The organism is Dyadobacter sp., from assembly GCF_017744695.1.
Taxonomy (GTDB): Bacteria; Bacteroidota; Bacteroidia; order Cytophagales; family Spirosomataceae; genus Dyadobacter.
The window spans coordinates 162,520-182,368 of sequence record NZ_JAGIAS010000003.1 but is presented as its reverse complement, the minus strand read 5'-3'; the positions used below and the strand labels follow the sequence as shown (position 1 = coordinate 182,368).

Here is a 19,849-nt window from a genome sequence, read left to right as displayed (position 1 = left end):
TAATCCGTGTTATTTTTGCCCTTTTTTCAGATGAAATAGGATTGAAACGCATAACCTGTCAGATTCTGTTCCTTTGTAACGCAGCGAGCACATTGGCGCGATACGTTACACCAATGGGAATTTTTCGTCCACTGTTCGTGGTGATTTCGTTACCTTCAATTTCCCGTATTACTTTTTTATTGACGATGTAAGAACGGTTTACCCTCAGAAATTGTGCCGGAGGCAATGCTTCTTCGATTTTGGCCATCGTCATATGAATAACAGCAACGCGATCCGACCAATACAATTTCAGGTAATCGCGCATGCCTTCAATGAAGTGTATTTCACTGGGGGCAACCTTAATGAGTTTTTTATTCTCTTTCAATAAAAGAAAGTCATTTCGCGCACCGGAGAATTCGGTATCCAGCACCTGTTCCTGTGGTTCTTTCGTCGACGAATGAGTTTTGCCAGGAGGCTCTGGCAGGCTCGTTGAATGCTTCGGGGAGCGCGCACCGTCGACCTTGTTGACGGCCTTCAGGAAGCGCTCGAATGAGACAGGTTTAAGAAGGTAATCCGTGAGCTCATGCTCATAGCCTTCCAGTGCATAAGAAGGGTCTGCCGTAATCATGATCATCGCCGGGCGGGTGGCAGGAAGGAGCTTTAATAGCTCAAATCCCGTCATTTCGGGCATTTCAATATCCAGAAACACTATGTCCGGCTTCATGTCCCTGATCAGAAAAAGGGCATCTGTGGCAGTCTCGGCAATGCCGGCCAATTCCAGAAAAGGAACTTTCTGCACATATTTTTCAATCAATCGGCGTGCATCAGCCTCATCGTCTACTATTATACACCGCAACCTGCCGGGAGACAACATACTCTGACCTTAACTACTGTACTAAATTTCATTCGTCTGCAATAATATAGGTATTGGTCGAAATAAATGCATAATTCGGCGAAATTATTTTAGTTCAACAGCTATTTAGGATTACTTTAAACTCGCTAAGGAATGAACGCTTTGTGAAAGAATTAAAGTTGCTATTGGCCATGATAAAAACACTTACTGGAATTGGATTTAAAGGAGGGTTAAATGGACACCCTGCCCTGTTTCATACAAAACACTATTACACTTCATTTGCAACGATTGCCGGCATTCCGGCCCTACACGGTTTGATTTTGACAGAATTAAACAGGTGACTTCCTGCTTCCAGGTACTCCCGGTCATTGAATAGGTTGTTTAATTTGGATTTAAACTTGAAAAACGCAATTTTTATCTAAGAAAACAACGATCCGGGCCTGTACTGGAAAACGATAACTTTTATAAGTAAAATGGGTGCTTAAAAATTGAAAAGCTCCTGGCATTTTGCCTGGGGCTTTTTTGTTTGGAATTACGCCAAGTCAAATCAATTAATTGGTTCATTTTTGATGAATAAGTAGAAATGTTTTTGTAGCTGAATATCGACAAAATGGTTTGTTGGGTGGGCGACTAGGCTGGCTCGGATCATCAATTTGCGTATATTTATATACGTTCATTTGTGTATGCCAGCAAGCGGCGGAAAATCCAGGTTGGGAAGCCTGGATACGGCTTGACGTCCCGAGGCGTGTGCACGTCCTGTTTTTGTTTCTTAACTTTCAGGTAACGATCCCGTCAGACGGATTTGCTTAGTTTGCAGGCCTTTTCATACTCCTTTTATAGCTATGACTAAACCTTTGACCTTTTCGCTCTTCATGCTGCTCACGCTGACCGGTTTCGCCCAAACCATCCGCGCTCCGAAGCAGGACTATCAACTGATTACAGGCAACTCATTTATTCAATCCAAAAACTGGTATTTACTGACCCTGTTCGAATCGCTTCCCGAAGTAAAGTCGTTGTTGGAAAAGGACAGCGAGCTCGCCGCAATGGCAGATTTGAAATACAAAAACCTGGAAACATCGGTAAAGGAATGTAAAAGCGATTTTCTTTGCTTCACAGGCAAAATGAAGTTTTCGACCGAAGAGATCAATACAATAGGGGCGAGATTGGAAGCGCTTTACAGCGAGAACAATGCATTAGGCAGGCTGGTAAAGCAGCACCTGATTCCCTCCGGGACTTACATTCTCATAAAGGAAGCAAGCGACAAAGTATTGCTGCGAAAGGCATGGGAGCAGGATGCCAATGGCGTTAATCATACCATAGAAGTATATGCCGATGGCAAAAAGCCCAATTATCCGGCTATCGATTCCATCGAATTTAAAACTACCGCCAGGAGCTACCCGGTATTGGTGTACGATGTTACGGAGGTTGTTCGTCAGGAGAAGAAAGGCGCGAGCCTGTTTTTTGGGCCGTCCATGCATTATGCGCTCCAATTTCTGGAAGTGAACGAACGGCACGAAGCGGCGGACTACGAGCCGATGATTTCGACGGTTAATAAAGCGGCAGTCGACCGCGTGAAGAAAATTGACTGGGGCAAATTCCAATATACAATGATCCTGGTCCCTGGTGCGGGTCCGGATACTTATGACCGCGCATTGAGCGAGGGCGGGGTATTACGCTGCCGTGTGGCTGCGCTGCGGTATTTCGAAGGACTAGCGCCATACATTCTGGTTTCGGGGGGGCGTGTACACCCTTTTAAAACGAAATACAGCGAGGCGTTTGAAATGAAGAAGTATTTGATGGAAACCTTGAAAGTACCGGAAAATGCCATCATTATGGACCCGCACGCACGTCATACGACTACGAATATGCGCAACGCCGTACGACTATTATTTCGTTATGGCATGCCTGTGGAGAAACCCTGCCTCGTTTCGACTATGCGTTCGCAAAGCTATTCTATTTCGAGCGATGCATTTGTGAGCCGCTGTATGCGTGAAATGAACCATGTGCCGTATAAACTGGGTAAGCGGCTCAGCGAAACGGATGTCGAGTTTTATCCGGTGCTGGATGCATTGCACATCGATGCCGACGAGCCGCTCGATCCCTAGGTATTAACCGCCTTGTTTCACGTTTTTGAGATCGTCGTTGCTGATCTTGCGCCCCGAACCTTGCTTAAACAGTCCGCCGAATTCCCAGTTGAGCGAGAGTTTCACGGAGCGCATCAGGTACTGGTTACGCGTAATCGAATAAAATTCGGGAGAGCTCACCACTTCCTTCTGCGGACGATAGGCGCCAAAGGGGCTTACTGTCGTGAGTGTGATCGAGAGCTTGCGCGCAGGAATCTCCTTTTTGGCGGAAAAGCTGTAGTACAACCAGGCGCCTTCAAAACCTTGTAATTCGATGCTGCGTGCATCGTAGTCTCCGTAAGCCTGCACGCTGTAATTTTTGGGCAGTTTCAAACTCGTATTGACATTGACTCCCCATGCTGCCCCCTTGTTATGGATTCCCAGCGTAGCACTTTTGAATCGTGCCTGACGAACGTTGGCGTTGCTGTTGATTTTCCAGTCGGGCAGGGGCGAAAACGAAGTCGAAGAGTTGATACCATATTGTGCATTAGAAGCCAGGTTTTGCTTCTTGGTAGTGGCTACACCTTCCGCATCCATGGTGACAATGCTTTCGATGGAATTGCTGGTTCTTCTGCCAAATGCCGAGATGTTCAGAAACAGGTCGGAGTTGGTTTGCAATGCGTAAGTGAATTCCATTTGGTTCACTTCCTCCGGTTTCAGCGACGGGTCGCCCACGAGATATTCTTCGGGTCCTGACTGTCGCGGTTGGGATTAAGGTCCCAGATCGACGGACGTGAAATGCGTTTGGTGTAGCTTAATGTAAGATTGTTGTTGGCATCGAGCTTCTTGAAAATGGTCGCGCTGGGGACGAAATTCCAGAAGTTGCTGGTAAAATGTACGTCGGCATCCCGCTGGTCGCCTTCCAGGAAAGTGCCTTCCATGCGTGCCCCCGCATGTAGGTTTTGATTTCCTTTTTTGTGATGATATTGATTACGCCGGCCGCTCCTTCCGCATCGTAGCGGGCCGAAGGACTAGTGATCACTTCCACCGATTTGATCGATCCGGCGGGCATCATATTCAATGCGTCTGCCGCATTACGGGCCATTTGGCCGGAGTATTTCCCATTGATGAGGATACGCAAATTGGAGTTTCCTCGCATGGTCACATTATCTGCCGCGTCTACATTCAGGATGCCTGTGAAACCCACTATAATCACCACGATTCCGGAAACCAGCCCGAGCCAGAGGAGTAGCCAGGCGTTGATTTTTTTAGGTTGTTCATTACTACCAGTACGTATTTCACCAATGTCAGAGATTGCGATGTACGTCTCTCTGGAAAATAAGTAGCCCAATTGCTCATTTCCCGAAAGCCGCCTGGTAAAAAACAGCCAGATATACGGTGGTGGCGCATCGCTGCGACGGAGCTTTCGTGTAAATTCGAATGCATTAACTCTCCTCAGAACGCACTATGGAAATGCATGAACTGTCGTACGGGCGATTTATCGACCCTTTTACTGATTTTGGTTTCAAAAGGATTTTTGGCACAGACTCTAACAAGGACATATTAATCGACTTTCTGAATGTTCTTTTTGAAGGAGAAAGGCATGTCACAGATTTGACGTTTAATCAAAATGAGAATAACGCGCAGCTTTCCCGGTTTCGTAAGGCGATCTTCGATCTATGTTGCACAGGAGCCGAAGGCGAGCAGTTTATTGTGGAGGTGCAGCGCGTCAGGCAGGAGTATTTCAGGGATCGTTGTCTTTATTACGCAGCGTCGCTGATCCGTGACCAGGTTGGAGCGGGCGCGGCCCATTGGAAATACGATCTCAAACCTGTATACCTGGTGGGGCTGATGGATTTCTGTTTTGAGGATTCGGAGAGCGATACCTATTTGCACGAAATCCGACTTATGAAGAAAAGTGACGGCAAGATGTTTTACAACAACTTCGGACTGACGTTTATCGAGATGCCAGGCTTCATGAAAACGGAACCGGAACTCGTTACGGAGCTGGACCAGTGGCTGTACCTGATCAAAAATTTGACTAAATTGAATCATATTCCGGAAGCTCTTACGAAGCCTGTTTTTGAAAAAGTATTCAGAGTCGCAGAAGTTTGTAATCTAAACAAAGAAGAGAAAATGGCGTGGGATGCATATTTAAAGGCCAAATGGGACAACGAGAATTGCGAGGCGTATGCCAGGGAGCAAGCAATTAAAGAGGGGAGGAAAGTTGGGATGGAGGAAGGGATGAAGGAGGGAATGAAGGAAGGGATGAAGGAGGGGATAAAGGAAGGAATAAAGGAAGGAATGAAAGAGGGAATGAAAGAGGGAATGAAGGAAGGAATGAAGGAGGGGATTAAAGAGGGAATGAAAGAGGGTAAAATATCGATAGCGCGTAGTATGCAAGCCAAGGGCTTTGATATCGAAACAATCGCTGAAATAACCGGCCTCACACCGGAGGAGATTCTTAATGCGTGATCGTTTTTTTAGGATAATCCAGAATAGCTGTGTAAATGGTGTCGCCCGTGGTATAGTTGTCGAGTGTGTAGGTGTGGTAGCAATAGCCGACATACAATTTATTTTCCAGGAACTGCGAAAAGCCGATGGAAAGCCAGTTATAGGGGCCGAATGGCGCAGGAATGGGCACTGTCCCTTGGATGATGCTCAGATTCCGGACATCGATTTTGCCATAACGAACTTTAGGGGCGCCGTCGTCATAACCGAGTATCATCAATGAATCGCGTGATAGCCAATTGTAGTTTTTCACAGATGAAAAACCCGTAACGGCAATTGCGGTATCCTTCACAAATTCGCCATCCTCAATTTTGTGCCGTACAAACGAGCCCGTCCGGCGATCGACACTGCAATACCGGCCTTCATGGACGATCAGGTCATAATAAAGCGGCGCCTGCATGACCCGCGCTCCCGATTTTTCAGGGTTAGTTTCACCGGAAGAAATAGAATCTATTTGAAGGATATACTCTCTGCCATCTTTCATCATGGCATAAATGCTGTATTTCTTTTTGGGGCTATCACGCTCTTGCTCGTCATATTGCCTTCGACAACCGGGCAGCAGAGCAACAGAAAAGAACATGAAAATGACGAAGCGGATAACACCCCGGTAATAATGTGTCATGAGCGAGGTCAGATATTGAACTGATGCATGAGCTGCTTCAATACGAGCGGCGGAAGGTTGGCCATGGCCCCTTCTTCGACGACGATCACTTCACCGGTTTGGGCATTGTCGCCGTAGTTGAGCGCGATGCAGTTTTGTCCCTTTTTCAGCGCAACTTTTTCGCGGTTACCAACTGCCGGAATAGCCCCGACGATTCCCCGAACCCTGCCATCGCTTCACCCCCGTATCTGTACGGTTGGCCTTCCATAGGATTTTAAACACAAGGTGTTATCCTCAATTTCGGCACATCAATTCATAAAATTTAGCCAATGAAAACATTACTATTAGCCATGACATTTCTTTTTGCTGCCAACCTATACGCACAGGAAGGCATGCAGACGATCCGCGGGACAATCCGCGATGAAGTCTCCAAATCGCCGGTGATCGGTGCGTCGATATTACTTATCCGGGAAGGAGGAACAAGTCCGGTAGGGGCGGTGACCGACATACGGGGCGATTTTGCCATCGCGGGCGTGCCGATGGGCCGCCAGTCGTTTCAGGTTACGATGGTAGGGTATGAATCGCAGCGCTTGTCCAATATCGTGGTTACGGCGGGTAAAGAGGTGGTTTTGAATGTAACCCTGACTGAGGCGGTTCAGAATCTGGACGAGGTAGTGGTTACTGCGGATCGCAAAAGTGATAAAACCAGAACGAATAACGAGCTGTCGCTGGTAAGTGGTCGGTCATTCAATGTGGATGATACCAAGCGCTATGCGGGCGCTTTGGGCGACCCGTCGAGAATGGCGGCTAACTTTGCCGGGGTGGTGTCGGGAGATGATTCCCGCAATGACATCGTGGTCCGCGGAAACTCACCGTCAGGTACGTTATGGCAATTGGAAGGTCTTAATATTCCCAATCCCAACCATTTTGGTTCCTTCGCGGCTACGGGAGGGCCGGTGAGTATGCTGAACAATAATGTCCTTGGTAAATCCGACTTTCTTACCGGCGCTTTTCCCGCCCAATACGGAAACGCCCTCGCGGCGGTGTTTGACCTGCAACTTCGCGAAGGCAATAATCAGAAACATGAACTGATGGGCCAGGTGGGTTTCAATGGTTTTGAACTGGGTGCCGAAGGGCCGTTCGCAAAGAATTCCAAAGCATCCTTTCTTTTGAACTACCGCTATTCGACACTTGGCCTGTTCAAGGCGCTCGGCTTGCAGTTTGGTACCGGGACTGCCATTCCCGATTACCAGGATTTGAATTTCAAAGTGGCCGTTCCGACCGGTAACAAGGGCAAGCTGACGCTTTTTGGCATAACAGGAAGCAGTGATGTGAATTTTTTGGGCAATGAGGTGGACACGACGCTTTCAAACATGTATGGTACTGAAAACACCAATACCCGTGTGAAGTATGGGACCAACATTTTCGGATTGGCCTATGAACACAATCTTACTCCTAAAACTTTTGCCAAACTGACTTTGGGTATGAGCACCACGCGTGAGCGGTTCAGCGGGGATTCGATCAGCAACCCGGCGCGCGAGGCCTTTCTGAGCGGCGAGGCAAAATACAAGACCTCCAAGTATTCGGCTGTGTTGAATGTAAGACATAAAATGAATGCAAAAAGTAGTCTGTATGGCGGGTTCACCGTGGATTTGCTCGATTTTGATCTGTACAGCCGTTCCATTTACCAGGGTGGGAAGATCGACACCGTCCGGGCGAACGTGAGCGGAGAAAAAACAGTGCTCACCCAGGCCTATACACAATGGAAATACAGGATTTCGCAGGAGCTGATCTTTACGGCAGGGCTCCATTTTCAGCATTATAACTTAAATAATAATGTTGCCGTGGAGCCGAGGGCCGGCTTGCAATATGCATTCGGCAAAGGGCAGTCGGTGAGTGTTGGATATGGGTTGAATAGTCAGGCGCAAAACATTTACACCTATTTTGTACAAACGCCCGGCGAGTCGGGGCCGGTGCGCACCAACAAGGGCCTGGGCTTTACTAAAAGCCACCATTTTGTGCTGAGCTATCAGAATCGGTTGACGGAAAACCTGTTATTGAAAATCGAGCCCTATTACCAGCAGCTGTTCGACGTGTCGGTCGAGCGGCGGGCTTCCACTTATTCCGCTTTGAATATGGGCGCAGCGTTCGGCCCGTCGGATCGTGACAGTCTGGTAAATAGCGGCACGGGCCATAATGTGGGTGTGGAACTTACTTTGGAAAGGTATTTCAGCAAAGGCTATTACTTTCTGCTCACGACCTCATTGTTCGATTCGAAATACAAAGGCAGTGATAAAGTGGAGCATAATACTGCTTTCAATACCAAATATGTGTTGAATGTGCTCGGCGGAAAAGAATTCCGGCTGGGTCGTAACAACATTCTGAGTGCGAACATCAAGACCTCGCTTGTAGGTGGGAAGTATGTCACACCGTTGAACCTGGCGGCGTCGCGGGCCCGGGGAGCGGCTGTTTACGACGAGAACCGTGCTTATTCACTCCGGCAGAGTGCCTATTTCAGAACCGACATCCGATTTTCCTACCGTCGGGAAATGCGGCGAAGCACTATGGAATTCTCGATGGATTTGCAGAATGTGACAGCCCGGAAAAATATCTTCCAGCAAACCTATAACCCGCGGACCAACGAGCTGGTAAACCAGTATCAGCAGCCGTTTTTTCCGGTGCCGTATTTCAGATACACATTTTAATTGAATATTGGCGGGTAAAGGAGTAGTTTGCCCGCCAATATCAGCTCGGAATGAAGGAAAAGGCTTACACGCTCAATGACCGGAAATGGCGCATCATAGGCATCCCGCTTTTGGGCACGGTGATTGCCATGATGATCGCCTTTGAAGAGTTCCTGAAACTGACTCAGCATTTCTTCCTCAGCGTGCTTTTTTCCACGTTGCTTACGCTTACTTTCTGGGAGGGCAACCGTTGCATTATCATCTGGATGCGCCGCATTTTTCCGGAATACAGCCAAACTGGCCGGCGGGTCGCTGCGGAGGCTGTGCTGGCGGTCGGCTATGTGTTTCTGGTATCGCTCGTGCTGGATGTACTATACTACAAACCGGTTTATCACGTGAGCGTGCTAGCCATAAGTTTCCGGATCAGCATTATACCCACGGTGATCGTGTACCTGGTTTATGAAGCTGTTTATTTCTTTGATGCCTGGAAAATGAATGTACGGAAGACGGAGGCACTGATGCGCGAGAACGTGCAATCTCAGTTGGAAGTGCTTAAAAACCAGTTGGACCCGCATTTTTTGTTCAACAGCATGAACACCCTGGCGGCGTTGATCGATGATGAGAACACCGCCGCGCAGGATTACCTCGAAAGGCTGTCGGACGTGTACAGGTACGTGCTCGTGAGCCGAAACAAGAACACCGTGTTGCTGAGCGAGGAAATAGCGTTCGTGGATGCTTATGTGTATTTAAATAAAATCCGTTTCCGGGAGAATTTGCAGGTGGAAAAGCGACTGTCCACGGCGGCATTGGCACGGCATATTACCCCGCTGAGCCTGCAAATGCTGATAGAAAATGCGATTAAACACAATGCGGCCTCGCGCGAAAATCCTTTACATATTGTGGTCCGTGAGGAAGGTGACGAATATCTGGTGGTTGAGAATAATATTTCGGAGAAGACCATCCTCGAAAAATCGACGAGGGTTGGGTTACAGAATATTATCAACCGGTACAGCCTGCTGACCGACCGGGAAGTGAAAGTCACCCGTGACGAAGCACGCTTTGTCGTGAAAATCCCGCTACTGGGCCAATTGACGGAATAAATTAGATGACACGGGGGCGCCTGCCGCCCGATTGCTATGAAAATACTGATTATTGAAGACGAATACCCGGCCGCGGAGAGGCTGGAGAAGCTGATCAAAAAGCTCGATCCGCGCATGGAGGTGTGCGCGGTGCTGGAAAGTGTCGAAGCCGGCCGGAAATGGTTCGCCAATGGGCAACAGGTGGACCTTATATTTTCCGATATCCAGCTCGCCGACGGTCTGAGTTTCCAGCTATTCGAAGAGTTTCCCGCGCATAGCCCTATCATTTTCACGACTTCCTACGACGAGTATGCGATTAAAGCATTTCGTGTAAAAAGTATCGACTACCTTCTCAAACCCATTAAAGCTCCCGAGTTGGCGGAGGCGATCCGCAAATACGAGAATATCCGCGAGGATTTTTCACCGAAAGCCTATGCGAGAAAAGTAGAAACGCTCCTCGACAGCCTCGAAATGACCAAAAGGCCTTTCAAAACACGTTTCCTGGTTAAAAATGGAGAACAGTTGATCCCGATTAACCAGGAGCAGGTCGCCTATTTTTACACTACCAATGAGATGGCATGCCTCGTTGCCACGGACGGCCGGCAATATCTGGTGGATTATAAGCTGGAGGAACTGGAATCGCTGGTAGATCCGTTGAATTTTTTTCGGCTCAATCGCCAGTTTATTGCCCGTATCGACGCAATCCACAAAATCCACACCTATTTTAATGGCAAGCTGAAAATAGAGCTGCGGCCTCAGACAGCGCAGGAAGTGGTCGTTAGCCGGGACAAGGCCCCGGCATTCAAAGCGTGGCTTGAAACATAGCCATGGTGTAACTCATTCGAGGGGTTTGGTAGATTAAATAATAGGTGGCGGGTGATGGCAGTGTTTTGTGTCTGCTTTTTTACCTTTGTCCTAAACAACCCTCAAAATATCGGCTTTCCAGGGAAGCAGGTAAGAATCGACAGGCTTACACATGATGAAAATCCCTTTCCGCACCTTATCCAGGGCTTTTTTTGTCTGGACCATCCTGCTGGTTGTCATACTGGGCTCCTTCGTTTTTATGTTGTTGCTCACGCGTGGCAAATCGCAGACGATCCGTGAGAACATTCAGGAACTCCGTAAGGATATGAATGGCTACCAAAAGGTCGATACCTGCATTTCGCTCCTGTATGTGGCCGAAAACAACAGCCGGCTCTTCATCATTACACAAGACTCCGCCTATCTTCATGCATTTACGGAGCAACTTCGGACGGTCTCCCGGATCCTCAACGAATTTGAAACCGAGCGTGCCCACCAGCCATCGGCGCTATCGGGACTGATGGAAAGCAAGCGGGCGAGCAATGAGGAGTTTATCCGGATGAAGATTATGGTCGATAGCCTTTTCGCACTTTCGGTACGGCGCAGCGAGCAAATCCAGCAGGAACAATCCAAGCCTAAACCGGCGCCCATTCGCGTAAAAAAGACTTCCAAGGTCGACTCGGTGGTATTGACTGACCCGCAAAAGAAAAAACGGGGGCTTTTTAAAAGATTGGCCGACGCTATTACAAACAAGCGGGGCGATGAGGTTGTCCAGGAAAAAACGAAGGTGATCACCCAGCGCGATTCACTGGTCATGCCATACCCGACGGCGCTTGAGCTTGACCTGAGCCGTTACGACGAGTACAACCGGGTCAAAAACCAACTGAACGAGGCAGAGCAGCGGTTATTATTCTTGAATGGGGAGCTGTTTGCCAACCTGCAATTGACCCTCAAATCGCTGAAAGCAGCCGAAGAGGAAAAGGCCAGGAAATTCAGAGGGTTATTGCTGACCGAAACTTCCGACAAGTTTGAAGAGGTAAATCACCTTTTCTGGGCCGGAGCTATCGTGGTGTTGTTGATGACGATCATCATTATCCGCAACCTCATAAAACTCTACCGCAATGATCTGACGATCGTTAAATATGCCGCGCTGGCTACCGAGTCGGCGAGAAACAAAGGAGAGTTCCTCGCGCAGGTTACGCATGAAATCAGGACGCCGCTTAATGCGATCATCGGGTTTTCCCAGCTGATGGATTCGGATCGCCTCGAAGGCCAGATGAAGGAGAGTGTCGATGCTATTCAGAGTTCTTCGCGGATTTTGTTGACGCTGGTGAACGATCTGCTTGATTTTTCCAAACTGGAAAGGGGCAAGCTGACGCTGCAATATCAGGGCTTTAATCCAGCCGAGCTCGTGAATGAGGTAGTGGCCCTGATGAGCGTCCTGGCGGGTGAAAAGGATATTGAAATTGTCTCTAAAATCAACATCGGGGAGCCGGTATGCCTTTCAGGCGACGAATTCCGGATCAAACAGGTGCTGATCAATTTGCTGAGCAATGCGGTCAAGTTTACGCCGGCACATGGTAAAGTACTGGTGGAAGCCGGTTTGGAGAGTGTCGACGGGCAGAAAAAGTATCTCAAAATCAGGGTTAAGGATTCGGGTATTGGCATTGCACAGGAGCATTTGAAGGAAATTTTCGAGGATTTCAGCCAGATAGAAGGTGCTTCCGTAGGCAAGCAGGGAACCGGGCTCGGCCTGGCGATATGTAAGCGGATTGTGGAGCTGCATGGTGGGAAAATTTCGGTTGAAAGCGTGTTGGGGAAGGGGTCGGAATTCAGAATAGCGATCCCGATGCAGGTAGCCGCAAAACAGAAGCCTCTCCAAAGCCGGTCCCAGGTGGTTACGCAGGCGGAGTTGCGGGGCAAAAAAGTGCTTGTAGCCGACGATACCAAACTAAATCTGGTACTCATGAGCAGGCTGCTCGAAAAACACGGACTTGCCTATGACCTTGTCGGCTCGGGCGACGATGCGCTCGAACTGTTCGAGAAGCAACCCTACGATCTGGTAATTACGGACATCAATATGCCCGGGATGGACGGTTCAGAGCTTACCCGCCAGATCCGTGCCAACCCTGACCCGCTGAAAGCCTCGATACCCGTAATCGGCTTCACCGGAGATCTCTCCGACCGTGACAAAGACTTCTATGCAGATCTGGGCATTAACGGTGTATTGGGCAAACCATTTTCCGAGAAAGAGTTTCTGTCGGTACTAGGAAGCGTTTTCAGTGCCAGCAAGCCGGGCAGCTAGGCGTTAGCGGATTTCAATCTGGTTCCAATAAGGCATAGATGCGGCATTATCCTTTGAAATAAATCGTGCGTCATATTTGCCGGAAGGAGCATTCGCGGGAACTTTGAAAGCACCATAGTAGGTGTAAATGCCACCATCGCCATAGCACCAGTCTGCTTTCGCAGCGGGCAGCAGACGGAGCGTTTCGTTGCCCGATTTCAATTCCAAAGTCGGCAGCGGCTTGTTTGGGTCCATTGGCTTGCCGTACTGCGCATCCATAATGGCAGGGAAAGGCATGGCATAAAATGTCTGACCTTTACTCAGCACGATCTTGCTCGTAAAACCGCCCAGGAGAATCTGGAACGTAGGGCAATCTGTCGATTCGGTCCACACGCTGCCAACCGATGCTTTTATGGAATCTGATGCGACGGGTTCAGCCGATTTCCCAATCAATGTGTTGTCTTCGTAAATCTGGGCGAGGTATTGGTCATCGGGCAGGTCGGCGGGTAGCGCGAAGGTCAGCAAACTATAATTCACGAAAGTTGCTTCGAGTTTTCGCGATTGAGGCATGCGATCATTGGAAAGTTCGATCCGGTAGCGGTTTTCGGGAAGAAAAAGACCTCCTTGAATTTGCAGGGTTTTTCCCTTGGGGAATGTTTTGAAAAGCTTTCTGTTCCAATCCAGGAGTCCGGTAACACTCGCCCGCCTGATCTGCTTGATTTCGGGGAAGTCGAATTTTTTGTCGGCGTAAGAAATGCTCAACTTCAGATTTTCGGATCTTAAAAATTGGGCACATTCCTGAATACTGATGTAGTTGAGCTCGGCAGAAGCCTCCCCGTCCTTACTTAGCCCTTTGGCCGGATCGGACAAGGTTACCGAGGGATTGGAGGGAGAAATGGGGGTTTCGGGAATTGTACCAATACCGGATAAGAATTTAAACTCGGAGGTAACCGAGATTTCATCCTCCGCGGGATAAAACACCGGTGCAATCAGTAACCTGGCCGTAAGCCGTCCTTCATGCTTGACGAAAACCGTGTATCGTTTCTCATTTGGGTACTGCTGCTGCTTCTTGCTTACCTTAAAAGTCAATGGCCCGCTTCCGACATAGGGGAACCGGATTTGATCGGCCTGAACCAGCAGACTGTCAGATACTTCAAGCTCACTGGTTTCAGGTAAATCGAATTTCAGATCGAGTACATTAGACGTGAAAGTCTCCGGTAATATTACCTGTATGATCTGCTTGCCTGTGTCGAGTTGTACTTCCCTGGCACCGCTCACCGTCACCGATTTTAAATAGGAGTCATCGAGCGACGCCACCTGAGGGGCGATATCCTTTTCTTTTTTACAGGCTACCAAAAAGCAGATAGCCGAGGCAAGCAGGCAAAGGCAGTGTTTTTTCATGGCATATAACTTGTTGACAGATAGCTGCGTGCTGTCTTGTTTTGTTGGAAAATTTATAAAATATATTTTAATATTAATTCGGTTACTTGAATAAAATGGCGGCACTGGTTAAATCCCTGTGTTTTGGCGCTTTTTACCAGCAGAATCACTCATCAAAAACTCAATCGGCATGGCAAAAACAGATTTTAAATCCGTCGACGAATACCACGACACGTTCCAGGGAGAGAAAAAGGAGCGGCTGGCGGCGATCCGTAAAGTCATCAGGGAAACGGCACCGGATGCCGAGGAAGTGATCAGTTACCAGATTCCGGCTTATAAGCATTTCGGGTTTCTGATCTATTATTCGGCTGCTACCAATCACATCTCGCTGTCGTATCCTTACAGTCAGGCACTGCTGGACGAATTCAAGACGGAGCTGTCGAAGTATAAAATGAGTAAGTCGGCACTTCAACTGCCAGATAAGGACCCTTTGCCGCTCGACCTCATCAGGCGTATTGTAGCATATAGAATGAAGGAAAATGAGCTGGCGGAGGCTTCGAAGCCGCAGAAGGCCAAAAAGAAATAACGCTAGCCGAACCAGCTTGACGTTTCTCAGTATCGCAGCTAAGCGACGTCAGTTTTCCGGTGGCGGGGGCCGCGTACTTTTGGATGAATTATCAAGACCTCATCCAGATATGATGCCGCATACTTTTCATATCCCGGTCCTCGGGCTGGGATACTCCATCGATACCCCCATTAAGGTTGCCAAATACGGCATTTCCTCTGTTGCCTCTATTGTCGACGACGAACTGATCGAGCGGATGCGCATGCATTATGCCCGCCAGCGCGGCGAAGATGATACACCCATCACCAAAACCGAACCCGATTACCGCAGCCGCCGGATCACCACCTACCTCGATCTGATGCATCGCATTGTGACGGAGGAATTTGAAAACCTGAAAAACCAGCCCTTCGGTTCAGGTAGTGACATTGACCGCTATTTTAGTCTGCTACCGGCGGATTCGGAGCTGAAAATCAGGTATGAAGCAATGTTGGCTTTGCCCGACGGCGTGGAGAAAGATACGGAAGGATCCGAGCTCCGGGCGCAAATTGTACCGGGCAGTATCGATGTGAATATTATGTCGAAGGTGGATAAAATGAACACCGATTCCCAGGGGAATCTGCTCGACGATATCTACACCGACGCGCTGGCCGCATTACGCGGCTTCGCATTAAGCAGGTTGTCGTCGTCGATCATTCTTTCTGCGGGAATGAACCCGCATTTGTACAGCTATCTCGAAGCTTTTGCGGATTTCTTCCCGGATGAGGAAGGGGATTTTCGGAAAAAAGTAATCCTTAAAGTGAGTGACTACCGTTCCGCATTGATCCAGGCGAAATTCCTGGCCAAGAAGGGTATCTGGGTTTCCGAATTTCGGATTGAATCGGGGCTTAACTGCGGTGGACATGCATTCGCGACAGAAGGCAACCTGCTCGGGCCGGTCCTGGAAGAATTTAAAAACCGGCGTGATGAAATGTTTACCGAGCTATTTGCGCTGTACGGGCCCGCGCTCGAAAGCAAAGGCATTGCGCTCATACACGCGCCTCGTACGCGCATATCTGTGCAGGGCGGCATTGGCACCGCAGCTGAAAATGCCTTTTTGCTGGAACATTACGGCATCGAAGCCACGGGCTGGGGGAGCCCGTTCCTGCTGGTTCCCGAAGTTACCAATGTGGATAAAACCACGCTGAATGAGCTGGCCAATGCGGATAGCGATGCGTATTATGTGAGCGATTCTTCGCCTTTGGGGGTACTTTTTAATAATTTCAAGAACAGCACCGCCGAAAAGCAGCGCCTCGAACGCATTGCGAAAGGTCGTCCCGGTAGTCCGTGCAACAAGCGGTACCTTGTCTCAAACACCGAATTTACCACTGAGCCGATCTGCACCGCTTCGCGTGAGTATCAAAATCTGAAAATCAAACAGCTGCAAGCGATTGAGCCTCGACCGGCAGATTTGCAGAAGCAAATAGACGCTGTGACGGAGAAACTCTGTCTTTGCGACGGATTGAGTACGGCCGCTCTCATGAAGAACCATTTGATCAAACCTCGCGAGAACAGTGCGGTAGCCATTTGTCCCGGCCCCAACCTGGCGTGGTTCTCGGGAATTTACTCGCTTGATGAGATGGTGGGGCATATCTATGGAAAAATAGACTTACTCGCTAAGCACCTCCGGCCGAATATGTTCATCAATGAACTGAACCTGTATGTAGATTACCTCAAAAAGGACGTCGAGCGGCATGCAGCTGCGCTGAACGATAAGAAGGCTAAATATTTCTCAAAGTTTCGCGCTAACCTGCTCGAAGGGATTCACTACTACAAAAAACTGATCCCTGAAATTACCAATCAAACTGCGGATTACCGGAAAGAGATGATGGCGCAGTTGGAGGCGATAGAGGGAAGGCTTTCATAGCTTGCCGGTCTTGTCTGCATCACCGGAATAGAAGAGACGAATGACAGCGTCATAATCAAGATGTGTTTTTCGCAACAGCAGAGAAGCATACATTGCATATTCCGATCTGATAAGATTATCGTTTTCGTCAGTCTTCAAATCGATGATGGTGAATTCCCGGTCATGTTTTTCGATGGATGGATCATTGATCAAGCCAAACCATCTGTTGAATTTCGCATATCGCAAATGCCCCCTGCCGTCGAGCGGATCACAATAGTAAATGATAATCGGGTCATGCTCTTTCAGGAAATTGGCCAGGATATCCAGCACAGTATTCCTGAGCCGGATATCCTGGCCCATGGAGTGCTTATCCGTTTCGATAAAGAAGTTGCAAGCTTCCTCTATTTCCGGATTATCGGGGAAAAATCGCGGATCCTGGGATAGATTTATTTTCACGACGATGTTTTGCACCGTCGTGAACTGGAAGTAGCTACCCAAACGCTGATAGGGGTAAATTTCAGTAAAATTTGATTCCAAGTGCGTCAAATTCGGCTTGTGACATTTCTCCCCGGCGGTAGGCGTCTATGTCTCTCCTTGATTGCATCATTCTTGCAGCAAGATTATTAAGTACAAGCCCCGGACGGTTTTCGTGAGCTGTTGCCGCCTCAGAAGCCTGGGCGTTCGCAGGTTTTGTTTGTTCCATAGTTTGAAAGATTGATATGAAGTTCTTGTCAAAACTAGGAAAAGCAAATGAGCTATTTCTGCCCCTAAATGGTGGAATGATCGACCGGAACCGATGAGTTATCAACGGTGGAAAAAGATGCTAGTTTCGCATCCGGGCCAGCTTCTCATACTCCAAAACTGTAATCTGGCTGCCTTTCATATCCACCAGGCGTTCGTCCTTGAAATCTGAAAGCGTGCGGATGACGGTTTCAGTAGCGGTTCCTACCATAGAAGCGATATCCTCCCGGGTAACAGCCATGGAGAATGGCTTCGAGCGATCTTCCTGGTAACGTTGTACAAGCATAACAAGCGCCTGTGCCACGCGCTTCCGCACCGAATTGTAGGCGAGTTGCAAAAGGCGTTCTTCCCGCTCTTTGATCTCATTGGAAAGCATTCGAATGAACTTGGAAGCGACTTCGCGGTTACCTTGAAGCAGGTTGAAGAAATCGTCCTTCGGGATCATCGCCACTTCCGATTTCTCCAGAGCAATGGCTGTTTCCTCGTAAGGCGCACCTTGCAGCAGATCGAGATAGCCGAAAAACTCGCCCTCTTTCAGCAAATCGGTAATGTATTCCTTGCCGTTTTCGTTGGACTTATAGGCCTTCACCTTCCCTTTTTGCAGAAAGAACACATGCGATGGGAAGCTGCCTTCGGTGTAAATCGTCTCTTTTTTCCTTAACACCTTCACCTTCTTGTCCTCCGCAAGCTTCACGATCGGGTCGAAGGCCTGCGCTTCGCGGATAAACTGGTCGAAACCTTCGGCCGAGCGCTCGAACTGTTTTTTGAGCCGGTCGCTCTTCCTGAGGCGCATTTCGACCGCATTCAGGAGTTCTACGTCGTCATAAGGTTTGGTAAGATAATCGTCGGCACCCATGGTCATGCCTTTACGGTAATCTTCCTTCTCGGCTTTGGCGGTCAGGAAAATGAACGGGATGGACGCCGTGCGCTCGTCCTTGCCGAGCATGTGCAGCACGCCATAGCCGTCGAGTTCCGGCATCATAATGTCGCAGATGATCAGGTCGGGGAGATGCTGCCCTGCCTGTTGCACGCCTTCCTTGCCGTTTTGGGCGGTGATTACCTCGTAGTTGGCGAGTTCCAGGATCTCGGCCGTATTTTCCCGCATTTCGGGGTTATCTTCTATTAAAAGTATTTTTCTCGCTTCCAAGTTGGATACTGTTTGTGTCAGGATTCGATTTTAACGGATGCCGGTTCACGGTTAGGCAGTTCTACAAAAAACGTAGTGCCTACGCCGATCTCGCTCTGGAACCGGACTGTGCCACCCATGAGTTCGATGTAATTTTGTACAATGTTGAGACCCAGCCCCGTTCCTTGCGCATTGCCGGCATTGTTGGCACGGAAAAAACGGTCAAAAATATGGCCCTGGTCCTGTTTAGGAATACCAATTCCCTGATCCTGTACTTCAATGCGGATCAGTCCGCTCCAATTTTTGACCCTCAAAAAGATCGATTTGCCGGAATCAGAGTATTTGATCGCATTCGAAAGCAGGTTGAAAAGCACATTGCGTAAAAGCTGCTTGTCGAGCCATGCCTGGGCTTCCCCGTCGTAAGTCACATACATTTCCTGGCCATCCTTGCAGAGCCCCCGGATCTCTTCAATCAGGTTTTTACAAAATGCGCTCAGATCGGTGAGTACCGGAATGCAATGAATGCGCCCTTCTTCGAGCTTGCCGATCGAGAGGAAGTCGTTAAGGATTTCGGTCAGGTTGGTAACGGTCGATTTGATACGCTGCACGTGTTTCTGCCGCTTGTCTTCGTCCTCGGTGCGCGAGTACCTGCCTATGAGTGAGGCCGACGACAGAATGGTCGCGAGTGGTGTCCTGAACTCGTGGGATGCGATAGTCACGAACTGGCTTTTCATATTATTCAGCTCACGTTCCTTGGTCAATGCCCGCACCACTTCCTCCTGTGACTGCTCAATGCGCCTGATCGCCGCTGCCAGTTCTTCCGTGCGCTGCTGCACGCGGATTTCCAGTTCGGCGTTCAGTTTTTGTATTTCAAGATTGGCTTCGATGATGCGGCTTTCCTGCTTTTTGCGTTCGGTAATGTCAATCACAAAGCTCACGACAAACTCGCCGTCGCTGGTTTTGAATGGACTGAGGCTGACCTCCACGGGAAACTCACTGCCATCCTTGCGCCGGGCGAAAAGATCCATCATATGTCCCATACCACGGGCACGAGGGGCTTCGAGGTACTCGTCGCGATAGCCCACATGATTTCTGTTGAACCGTTGCGGGATCAGCGTCTCGACTTTCTTGCCGATCAGCTCACGATCAGAGTAGCCAAAAAGCTCTTTGGCCTTGGGATTAAGCATTACAATATTCGCCTGCTTGTCCACCACCACGATCCCTTCGGTCGCGTGTTTGAACAGCGCATCCAGCATCTCGATGTGCCGTGTCATCACCTGTGTATGAATTAAAATATCCG

General features: G+C 48.9%; 17 protein-coding genes and 1 pseudogene. 9 read left to right on the top strand and 9 right to left on the bottom strand.

Translation table 11 applies throughout. The annotated features are described in order from the left end of the window. Nucleotides 1-58: 58 nt before the first annotated feature. Nucleotides 59-778 carry a LytR/AlgR family response regulator transcription factor gene (locus J7619_RS12770; RefSeq protein WP_409012726.1) on the bottom strand — a complete coding sequence of 240 codons (720 nt, stop codon included), beginning with the start codon at nucleotides 776-778 and terminating at the stop codon, nucleotides 59-61. An 896-nt stretch (nucleotides 779-1,674) separates the two neighbouring features. On the opposite strand from J7619_RS12770, the gene J7619_RS12765 reads away from it, so the two are divergent. Beyond that, the gene (locus J7619_RS12765) at nucleotides 1,675-2,937 is read left to right on the top strand and encodes a YdcF family protein (RefSeq protein ID WP_291198733.1); all 1,263 of its coding nucleotides are present in this window, start codon (nucleotides 1,675-1,677) and stop codon (nucleotides 2,935-2,937) included. Nucleotides 2,938-2,940: 3 nt separating this feature from the next. Here J7619_RS12765 and J7619_RS12760 read toward each other — a convergent pair. Beyond that, nucleotides 2,941-3,824, bottom strand: a pseudogene (locus J7619_RS12760) (outer membrane beta-barrel family protein); the annotation flags it as partial. After that, nucleotides 3,710-4,054, bottom strand: coding sequence for a TonB-dependent receptor plug domain-containing protein (locus J7619_RS12755; protein ID WP_291200343.1), 345 nt, complete (start codon nucleotides 4,052-4,054; stop codon nucleotides 3,710-3,712). The pseudogene J7619_RS12760 and the gene J7619_RS12755, both read right to left, overlap by 115 nt. 314 nt (nucleotides 4,055-4,368) lie before the next feature. Between J7619_RS12755 and J7619_RS12750 the strand changes: the two genes are divergently transcribed. Then, on the top strand, nucleotides 4,369-5,370 hold the full coding sequence (locus tag J7619_RS12750) for an Rpn family recombination-promoting nuclease/putative transposase (protein WP_291198731.1): 1,002 nt from the start codon (nucleotides 4,369-4,371) through the stop codon (nucleotides 5,368-5,370). Here J7619_RS12750 and J7619_RS12745 read toward each other — a convergent pair. Continuing rightward, the gene (locus J7619_RS12745) at nucleotides 5,360-6,028 is read right to left on the bottom strand and encodes a hypothetical protein (protein ID WP_291198729.1); all 669 of its coding nucleotides are present in this window, start codon (nucleotides 6,026-6,028) and stop codon (nucleotides 5,360-5,362) included. The genes J7619_RS12750 and J7619_RS12745 overlap by 11 nt on opposite strands. Nucleotides 6,029-6,051: 23 nt before the next feature. On the opposite strand from J7619_RS12745, the gene J7619_RS12740 reads away from it, so the two are divergent. The 5 genes from J7619_RS12740 to J7619_RS12720 all read left to right on the top strand — a co-directional run bounded on the left by J7619_RS12740 (nucleotide 6,052) and on the right by J7619_RS12720 (nucleotide 12,876). Beyond that, entirely contained in the window at nucleotides 6,052-6,285 is a 234-nt protein-coding gene (locus J7619_RS12740) for a hypothetical protein (protein ID WP_291198727.1), read from the top strand. Nucleotides 6,286-6,336: 51 nt separating this feature from the next. Next, a complete protein-coding gene (locus J7619_RS12735; RefSeq protein WP_291198725.1) occupies nucleotides 6,337-8,712 on the top strand; it encodes a TonB-dependent receptor in 2,376 nt (791 codons plus the stop codon). 50 nt (nucleotides 8,713-8,762) lie between these two features. Then, entirely contained in the window at nucleotides 8,763-9,791 is a 1,029-nt protein-coding gene (locus tag J7619_RS12730; RefSeq protein ID WP_291198723.1) for a sensor histidine kinase, read from the top strand. Between the two features lie 36 nt (nucleotides 9,792-9,827). Further along, nucleotides 9,828-10,595 (top strand): LytTR family DNA-binding domain-containing protein, encoded by a 768-nt coding sequence (locus tag J7619_RS12725; RefSeq protein ID WP_291198721.1) that lies wholly within the window; start codon nucleotides 9,828-9,830, stop codon nucleotides 10,593-10,595. 151 nt (nucleotides 10,596-10,746) lie between these two features. After that, nucleotides 10,747-12,876, top strand: a complete 2,130-nt coding sequence (locus tag J7619_RS12720; protein WP_291198719.1) for an ATP-binding protein — start codon at nucleotides 10,747-10,749, stop codon at nucleotides 12,874-12,876. Between the two features lie 3 nt (nucleotides 12,877-12,879). Here the strand turns inward: J7619_RS12720 and J7619_RS12715 are convergent, their stop codons facing one another. Further along, entirely contained in the window at nucleotides 12,880-14,256 is a 1,377-nt protein-coding gene (locus tag J7619_RS12715) for a hypothetical protein (RefSeq protein ID WP_291198717.1), read from the bottom strand. Between the two features lie 169 nt (nucleotides 14,257-14,425). Between J7619_RS12715 and J7619_RS12710 the strand changes: the two genes are divergently transcribed. Both J7619_RS12710 and J7619_RS12705 read left to right on the top strand, forming a co-directional pair. Continuing rightward, on the top strand, nucleotides 14,426-14,821 hold the full coding sequence (locus J7619_RS12710) for an iron chaperone (RefSeq protein WP_291198715.1): 396 nt from the start codon (nucleotides 14,426-14,428) through the stop codon (nucleotides 14,819-14,821). A gap of 109 nt (nucleotides 14,822-14,930) precedes the next feature. Continuing rightward, complete coding sequence (locus tag J7619_RS12705) at nucleotides 14,931-16,703, top strand: hypothetical protein (protein WP_291198713.1); 1,773 nt, start codon at nucleotides 14,931-14,933, stop codon at nucleotides 16,701-16,703. On the opposite strand, the gene J7619_RS12700 is transcribed toward J7619_RS12705, so the two are convergent. From J7619_RS12700 to J7619_RS12685, 4 genes are all read right to left on the bottom strand, one after another. Then, the gene (locus tag J7619_RS12700; RefSeq protein WP_291198711.1) at nucleotides 16,698-17,219 is read right to left on the bottom strand and encodes a DUF6169 family protein; all 522 of its coding nucleotides are present in this window, start codon (nucleotides 17,217-17,219) and stop codon (nucleotides 16,698-16,700) included. The genes J7619_RS12705 and J7619_RS12700 overlap by 6 nt on opposite strands. Continuing rightward, entirely contained in the window at nucleotides 17,200-17,385 is a 186-nt protein-coding gene (locus J7619_RS12695; RefSeq protein WP_291198708.1) for a hypothetical protein, read from the bottom strand. The genes J7619_RS12700 and J7619_RS12695 overlap by 20 nt, the downstream gene beginning before the upstream one ends. Before the next feature lie 120 nt (nucleotides 17,386-17,505). Then, nucleotides 17,506-18,570 (bottom strand): response regulator, encoded by a 1,065-nt coding sequence (locus J7619_RS12690; RefSeq protein WP_291198705.1) that lies wholly within the window; start codon nucleotides 18,568-18,570, stop codon nucleotides 17,506-17,508. 17 nt (nucleotides 18,571-18,587) lie between these two features. After that, nucleotides 18,588-19,823, bottom strand: coding sequence for a PAS domain-containing sensor histidine kinase (locus tag J7619_RS12685; protein WP_291198702.1), 1,236 nt, complete (start codon nucleotides 19,821-19,823; stop codon nucleotides 18,588-18,590). Between the last annotated feature and the right edge of the window lie 26 nt (nucleotides 19,824-19,849).